The following is a 7,785-nucleotide window of genomic DNA, read 5'->3' on the forward strand; positions in this document are numbered from 1 at the left end:
GGGTGGCGGCCACTCCCAGCGGGTTAGTTCTGCTACGTCTAGGGGATCCCCCAGCTCCGCCAAAGGGATCCCGTTGGCCAAATGGGCGGCAGTCGGGGCAAAGATATCCCGCCCGTGAAAGGTGCGGCTGGGAGAGGGGGTGCGCCAATAGCGGGGCCGGTTGAGTTCCACAGCAGCCAGCGCCGGAGTTTGGGCCAAAACGCCGCTGAACAGGCCATTGTCAGGGCCAACCAAAAAGCCCGTCTCGGTTTGGATGGCTACCGCCCGGCGGCTACTCCCCACCCCTGGATCCACAACGGCCAGGTGAATGGTGCCCGACGGCAGATAGGGGTAGGCCGTCATCAGGGCAAAGCGAGCCGCCGCCACATCCTGAGGCGGGATCCCATGGCTGAGGTCGATGAGTTGAGCCTGTGGGGAAAGGGTATGAATCACCCCTTTCATAATGCCCACATAGGGATCCTGCAGGCCAAAATCCGTCAACAGGCTAATAAAAGGCATACCCTTTTGAGGCTTGAGGATCCCAGTTTAAGGATCCCAAAAGATAACAGCGCTTATGGATGGGGCGGCTAGCGGGCGGCAAGAGCGGGTTCTGGGCGTTTGTACACCTGTCCCAGACGGGCCAACTGCTGCACCAGCAAGCTCAAGAACAGGCCCACATCGGTAACAATCCCCACCGACTCCAGGGATCCCCGATCGGCCAGCTTGGTCACCACCGCCGGGTTGATGTCCACGCAGATCAGCTTGACCCCGGCAGGCGTCATGTTCCCGGCTCCAATGGAGTGCAACATGCTGGAGAGCATCAACACCATGTCGGCCCCCTGTAGCAGCCGTGCGTAATCCTGCTGGGCCTTGATCAAATCCATCTCCGTATCCGGCAGCGGCCCATCGTCACGGATGGATCCCGCCAGGGAGAAGGGCACCTGAGCGCGAATGCACTCGTAGAACACCCCACCGGTAATCACGCCCGCTTCCACTGCGGCCCGGATGCTGCCGTACTTGCGGATGAGGTTGATGGTTTTGAGGTGATGCTTGTGGCCGCCCTTGACCGGCGTGCCCCGCGACAGATCCACCCCCAGCGAGGTGCCGTAGAGATTCTGCTCCAAATCGTGAACGGCAATGGCATTGCCCCCCAGCAGCGCCTGCACATAGCCTTCGCGGATGAGGGTGGCCAAGTGGGATCCACCGCCCGTGTGGATGACCACCGGCCCTGCCACCACCACCGTTTTGCCGCCCCGCTCCTTGATTTGCCGCAGCTCCCAGGCAATCTGCTCCACCAGGATCTCCACCCGCCGCTCGCTGGAGACCCCCGATCCCATAAAGGTAAACTCCTGGGAAGAGCGCTCTTTGCTGGCCTGGCGCACGGTGCGGATCCCTTCCACCCCACACACCACGGCATCCCCCACCTGCAAATCTCGAATCAGGGTGCAATAGGCTGAAAACTCCGTCTTGCCATTGCAATCGGATCCCTTGACCACGATCACCCCATCCATGCGCTGCCGCTGCACCGGGATCCACTGGCCGGCCACCCGCACCTGCGTGGGATAGATGGTGGTGACATAAAAATCGTCGGGCGCTACCCCTGCTTTCTCTACCCGCTCCAGACGGGCATCTTGCTGGGTTTCCTCCGAGAGACGGGCCCCCTGCTCGATCAAGGCGCTGAGAATGGTATCCAGGGTCTCTTCGGTGGGAGCGGAAACGGCCAGTTCCACCGTGGAAGTGCTCTGCCGTTTTTCCCCAAGCTGAAACTTGAGGATCTGGAAGCTGCCGCCATTGTCGACAATGCAATCGACGGCTCTGGTGAGCAGGTCGCTGTCCACCAAGTGTCCCTGGAGGGTCACCGTCCGGCTGAGCACCGTGGCCACCGGATCGGTTTGGGGAGCCACCGTCTCGTCGAGGCGCAGCGTCAGGCACTTGGCCGCCCCACCGGCTTTCAGGAACTCCGTCAGCTCCGTCTGCACCACCGCAAATCCCCGCTCCTGTAGGGTGGCTTCCAGCTCTGGGCTGACCCGATTCACCAAGATCGTGCCGTTCACATCCACGGCATTGCAGGCAAAGTGAATGGCATCCGCCTCCTGAACCGGGATCCGCTTTTCAGGGGGCACCCGCATCTCGATCAAGCGGTTGGAATAGGCATCAAAAGCCGGTGGATAGTAAAGCAAATAGCCTTCGGAGAGGGGGCAAAAGCAGGTGTCTAGGTGGTAGAACCGCTCGTCCACCAGCCGCAAAGACAACACCTCGATCCCCAGCCACTTGGCCAAGTAGGGGTGAGACTCCAACATGGAGCGAAAGCCGTAGCCCGCCCACAGCCAGCGCCCTGCCCGATCCAACAGAGCATCTCCCGCCCCCTCAAAAGCCAGGGCCGGCGGCAGCTCATAGACGGTGTAGCCCTGTTCCTCAAACCAAGCCTTGAAATGGGGCTGTTCCCCCTGCCGCTCTGGGTGATAAAAACGGCTCAGCACCACCTTGGATCCCAGGATGAGCCCAGCATTCGCCGTAAACACCATATCCGGCCATCCCGGCACCGGCTGGATTAGCTTCACCTCCGCCCGCTGCGAGAGATGCCGATAAAGAGCCTGCCACTGCTGCAGCGCCCGTTCCCGCGAAGAGCGGTGGACATTCCCCACCATCCAGGGGTTGATCACATAGTCCACCTCGTAGTGATCGGGTGGGCACATCAAATACCGAATGGCACCAGGCATAGATCTCAGAGCGCAATCTGCAGCAGGGCATCCCCTAGATTAGCAGTTGCGTGAGCAGCATCCTCAAGAATCATGAAAGAATCATTATTTGTGGGAATCTTTCGCCAGCTCTGGCTGCAGTGGGCTGGGATCGGCAATGTTGGGCAACTCCAGACAGTAGCCCGCCCCGTAGACAGTTTTGATGTACTGGGGGTGGCGGGGATCCGGCTCCAGCTTGGTGCGCAGGTGGCGGATGTGAACACGGATGGTCTCGATGTCGTCGTCGGGCTCGTAGCCCCACACCTCCTGCAGGATTTCGCTTGGAGAAACAGTCTGCCCGTGTCGCTGCATCAGGCAGTGGAGCAGGTCAAACTCCAGGTGGGTGAGCTTGATCGTTTTGCCGAACCACAACGCCTCAAAGCGCTCCGGCACCAGCGTGAGAGGGCCATAGGTGAGGATCTCCCCATGCTTGGCCGCCTGTGGGATCCGGTCTGAGCGACGCAGCAGGGCCCGCACCCGCACCAGCAGCTCCTGCACCTCAAAAGGCTTGGTCAGGTAGTCGTCGGCACCGGCATTAAAGCCCTCGATCTTGTCCTGGGTTTGGCCGAGGGCGGTGAGCATCAAAATCGGGATCTCGCTGGTGCGCTCCTCCCGCCGCAAGCGCTGACAAACGGTCAGGCCATCTACCTGGGGCAGCATCAGGTCGAGGATGATCAGATCGGGGAGAACTTGCAGAGCCAACGCTTGTCCGCGTACCCCATCGGTGGCCTTTACGACCTCGTAGCCCGCCAACTCCAGATTGATGCGCAGGATATCCAGAATCGAAGGGTCGTCCTCAATAATGAGTATGCGAGCCATAGCCGGTTGCAGCCCAAACTGCGGATAAAACGTTTTGTTAAATGTGCTAACAAAGAGCCGAAGCTTTACGACTGGAAGTTTACTTAATTTTAGCCTCATTGCAAATCTTACTGCGAAGTTAACCCGCAGGGTTGCCCAGCCCGGAGCCGGATGCAGGGGAAACTTTTCAACCCGTTTGGGGCAAATGGGTGCGTTTTTAAGGCCTACGGCCCGCTATCGCGAACGGATCTCCCTTTGGGGGAAGTGCTCCGCACCGCTGGCGCGAACGCGGCGATGAGGCGGCGGGTGTAGTCCTGCTGCGGCTGCTGGTAGATCTGGGAGGCGGGGCCAAGCTCTTCGATGCGGCCCCGGTTCATGACCATGATGCGGTCGCTCATGAACTTGACCACGCTCAGGTCGTGGGAGATGAACAGGTAGGCCAACCCCAGTTCCTCCTGCAGATCCTTGAGCAAGTTCAGCACCTGGGCCTGCACGGAGACATCCAGGGAAGACACTGCCTCATCGCAGACGATCAGGCGGGGCTCCGAGGCCAGGGCGCGGGCAATACAGATCCGCTGCCGCTGTCCTCCGGAAAACTGGTGGGGCAGGCGATCCAGCGCTTCCGGATCCAACCCTACCCGTTCAAACAGGCGTTGGGCCCGTGCTCGTCGCTCAGCAGCATTTCTCCCAATCCCGTGCAGGGCCATTGGCTCTATGACGCTGGCTCCCACACTCATGCGCGGATCCAGTGAGGCTGCCGGATCCTGAAAGATCAGCTGAATCTCGCGGCGGAGACGACGTAAGCGTTGGGGCGGCAAGCGGAGCAGCTCCTCGCCGTCGTAGATCACCTGGCCAGAGCTGGCACGGACCAGGCGCAACAGGGTTCGCCCCAGGGTGGTTTTGCCGCAGCCGGACTCTCCCACCAGCCCCAAGGTCTCTCCGGGGTAGAGGTCAAAGCTGATCCCATCCACAGCTCGGATCTCGCCCACCTGGCGGCCAAATGGCCCTCGACGGACGGCGTAGTGGGTTCGCAGATCCCGCACCTGCAGCAGGGGGGGCTGACTGTACAGCCGGCGCAGCCGTTCTTCCTCTAAGGACTCCGTCCCGCTTACGCGAACGGCAGCCGGGATCTCCACCTGCTGCCACTGCTCCTCTGGGGATCCCCCTTTTTCCAGAAAATCCTGGACGGTGGGCAACCGCCGCAACCGCCGCTCCAACACCGGGCGACAGGCCAACAGGCCGCGGGTGTAGGGATGCTGGGGATCCCGAAAGATCTGCTCCACCGATCCCTGTTCCACAGCTTGGCCCCGGCGCATCACCACCACCTGATCTGCCAGTTCGGCCACCAAATTGAGATCGTGGGTGATGAAGAGGATGGCCATCTGCCGGTGCTGCTGCAGCTCCCAGAGCAGGCGCAGGATTTCCGCTTGCACCGTAACATCCAGAGCGGTGGTCGGCTCATCGGCAATCAACAGTTGGGGATTGGAGGCGATGGCACAGGCGATGGCTGCCCGTTGGATTTGGCCGCCGGAGAGCTGATGAGGGTAGCGCTCCAGCATCTGGGGAGAAAGCTGCACCTCCTCGAACAGGCGAATGGCCTGGGCGCGGATCTCCACCGGCGTTAGAGAGGTGTTGGCCCTCAGGGTTTCCTGCAACTGCTGGCCACAGGTGTAGAGGGGGTTGAGGGCGGTGCTCGGCTCCTGGAAGATCATGGCAATTTGGGATCCGCGATAGCGCCGCCGTTGTCGGGGATCCAACTGCAGCCAGTCCACCGTTCCGTCAGGGCCCTTGAAGAGGATTTTGCCCTCCATCCGGGCCGAGCTGGGCAGCAGATCAATCAGCGTCAGGGCGGTCATGGTTTTGCCGGATCCCGACTCCCCCACCAGGCCTAAGGTCTGGCCGATCCCGATCTGGAAAGACAGCCCGTCCACCACCGGGGATCCCGAAGGCTCCCTCCTGCTGACGCCAACTGTGCGGCTGGGCAAGAAAACCCGCAGCCCTTGTACGGTCAGCAAGGCAGAATCGGCAGCAGGAACAGCCTCGATCATGGCGACGAAAGCGCTCCGCACCGCTGGCGCGAACGCAATGGGAGGATTGGCAGGATTATAGACCACCGTCCCCGTCTTGGCCCCCAAAGTGCTCCGCACCGCTGACGTGAATGACACTTGCTTTCTGAGCCACTAACCTTGTAGAGAAACAAGTGCGGAAGGGCGGCTTTGATGCGGCGACGCCTTCTACAGCTTTGCATCCTCGGCTGGGCGATGCTCCTCACTTTGGCAGTGGGGGGCAGGGGATCCCTTCCAGTTCCACACTTTTTTAGCATTGAAGCCCTGCAAGCCCAGGCTCAAACTCAAGCCGGAGAACTGCCGCAGCCGATGCGGCTCAAACTTCCTCCCGGCCTGGATCGCTACGCCTACGACAAGGCGGTGGGAGACTACTTTGAGGAAATCGAGCCGCTTTTGCCAGGTGGAGCCTATGCCCAGTGGGCCTTCTATCCCGTCCCTATCTACATCCAAGGGGATCACCCCCAGTGGAAGGCCTCCGTGGAGCAAGCGGTGAAGGAGTGGTCGGCCTACATCCCGCTCAAGGTGGTGGCCAAAGAGGAAGAAGCCCTGTACGGGATGAGCATTTACCGCGTTCCTCCTATTGGCGGCGGGGTGGCAGGGGCGGCCCGCCCGGAGTTTTTCTTCGCCTCGGATGGCTCTTTACAACAGCGGGTGCGCATCATCATCACAGAGGGACAGGGGTTGGCCGAGGTGACGGCGGTGGCCCGACACGAGATCGGGCATGGGCTGGGGCTGTGGGGCCATAGCCCGAACCTGCGGGATCTGATGTATGGCGGACACCATGCGGCGGCTACCGGCAATCGGCGGGTGTTGCGGGTGCCCAACATCACCAAGCGGGATCTGAACACCCTGAAGCGGCTCTACGAACAGCCCACCCTCAGCGGGCAGGTCTTTCCAGAGAGCTATCGCCGCCTGTTTGGCCAGCTTCTGCAGGAAAAGCCGCTGCCCGAGAGAGCTCTTGGATTGCCGCTAGCTAGAGCTGCAGGAGTTGCGACACCCCCTTGAGCGCCATAGCTAGGAGAAAAAAGAGCAACTGGGTGGCGACAATGCTGGGGCCGGAGGGCAGGTTGAAGGCCGCCGAGGCGATCATCCCCAACACCGCGCTCAGTCCCCCAATGCCTATGGCCAGCATCACATAAGTCGTGAACCGGGATCCCAACATCCGTGCTGTCGAGGCTGGGATGACCACAAAAGCGCTCACCAGCAACACCCCCACCGAGCGAATCGCCAGGGCCACCACCAAAGCCAGCAACACCACAAAGGCCAGCCGCTGCCAGCCCACCTGAACCCCTCGTGCCCGCGCCAGCGGCTCATCCAGGGTCAGCAACATCTGGGCGGGCAAAGTCAATCCTACATAGGCCAAGCCGATGAGCAAGAGGATCCCGCTCGTCCACAGGGCCGCTGGGCTGATCCCCAAAATGTCCCCGAACAGCAACTGGTTGAGGTTACCCCGATAGCCGGGCAGCAAGCTGAGGGTGATAACGGCCAGCGCCAAAGAGGAAGAGTAGATGATGTTCAGCACCGCATCCGCCGACAGTTGGGTGCGCTCCAGGACAAAGGTGACGCCCAAAGCAAACCCCACCCCAAACACCATCAGCACCACGGTGGGATTCAGCCCCAGCAGCACTCCCAAAACAATCCCCAGCAGAGCCGAATGCCCCAGGGCATCGCTAAAGAACGACAGTTGCCGCAAGATGACAAAGCTGCCCAGCAGCCCGCCCGTCATGCCGGTGAGGATCCCGCCCAGCATGGCCCGCTGCATAAAGGGCAACTGCAACAGCTCCACCACCTGCGCCCAGCCTTCCGACATCTCTTTGTCTCTCAGTGACGGTGGATGTAGCGGGCAAAATAGTGCTCCGCACCGCTGTCGCGAACAGGCCCATAAACGCGGCTCAACACTTCTGGTGCCAAAGCCACCTGGGGGGATCCCTGGCAGATGAGGGATTGGTTGAGGCACAGCACGCGGTCGCAATAGCAAGACACCATTTCCAGATCATGGGAGATCTGCAAAATGGCCCAGCCCAGAGATTGGCGCAGCTCTTCCAAGAGCCGGTAAAACTCCCCCTCGCTGAGCCTATCTAAGCCTGCCGGTGCCTCGTCGAGGATAAGCAGCCGCCGCGGCCAAGCCAAGCAATAGGCCAACAGCACCCGTTTCAGCTCCCCGCCGCTGAGCTGGCCCAAAGCCTTAGAGGACAGGTGGGATG

General features: G+C 61.2%; 6 protein-coding genes and 1 pseudogene. 1 reads left to right on the forward strand and 6 read right to left on the reverse strand.

Annotation, left to right across the window (positions count from 1 at the left end):
* From NW856_RS04740 to NW856_RS04755, 4 genes are all read right to left on the reverse strand, one after another.
* On the reverse strand, positions 1-498 hold a 498-nt coding region (locus NW856_RS04740; RefSeq protein WP_414399352.1), incomplete at its 3' end, for an S-adenosyl-l-methionine hydroxide adenosyltransferase family protein.
* Between the two features lie 68 nt (positions 499-566).
* Positions 567-2,699: a TIGR00300 family protein gene (locus tag NW856_RS04745; RefSeq protein ID WP_414399353.1), complete on the reverse strand. Its 2,133-nt coding sequence runs from the start codon at positions 2,697-2,699 to the stop codon at positions 567-569.
* Between the two features lie 84 nt (positions 2,700-2,783).
* Positions 2,784-3,536 (reverse strand): response regulator transcription factor, encoded by a 753-nt coding sequence (locus NW856_RS04750; RefSeq protein ID WP_414342492.1) that lies wholly within the window; start codon positions 3,534-3,536, stop codon positions 2,784-2,786.
* A gap of 203 nt (positions 3,537-3,739) precedes the next feature.
* Complete coding sequence (locus tag NW856_RS04755; RefSeq protein ID WP_414399356.1) at positions 3,740-5,563, reverse strand: dipeptide ABC transporter ATP-binding protein; 1,824 nt, start codon at positions 5,561-5,563, stop codon at positions 3,740-3,742.
* A gap of 171 nt (positions 5,564-5,734) precedes the next feature.
* On the opposite strand from NW856_RS04755, the gene NW856_RS04760 reads away from it, so the two are divergent.
* Complete coding sequence (locus NW856_RS04760; RefSeq protein WP_414399354.1) at positions 5,735-6,586, forward strand: hypothetical protein; 852 nt, start codon at positions 5,735-5,737, stop codon at positions 6,584-6,586.
* Here NW856_RS04760 and NW856_RS04765 read toward each other — a convergent pair.
* Together NW856_RS04765 and NW856_RS04770 are read right to left on the reverse strand one after the other, a co-directional pair.
* Entirely contained in the window at positions 6,555-7,391 is an 837-nt protein-coding gene (locus tag NW856_RS04765; RefSeq protein ID WP_414399355.1) for a metal ABC transporter permease, read from the reverse strand. The two genes, NW856_RS04760 and NW856_RS04765, sit on opposite strands and share 32 nt — an antisense overlap.
* Positions 7,392-7,402: 11 nt before the next feature.
* A pseudogene (locus tag NW856_RS04770) lies at positions 7,403-7,785 on the reverse strand (ABC transporter ATP-binding protein); the annotation flags it as partial.

Origin of the sequence: Synechococcus sp. R3-13 (genome assembly GCF_047462195.1) — a bacterium.
Lineage (GTDB): Bacteria > Cyanobacteriota > Cyanobacteriia > Thermostichales > Thermostichaceae > Thermostichus.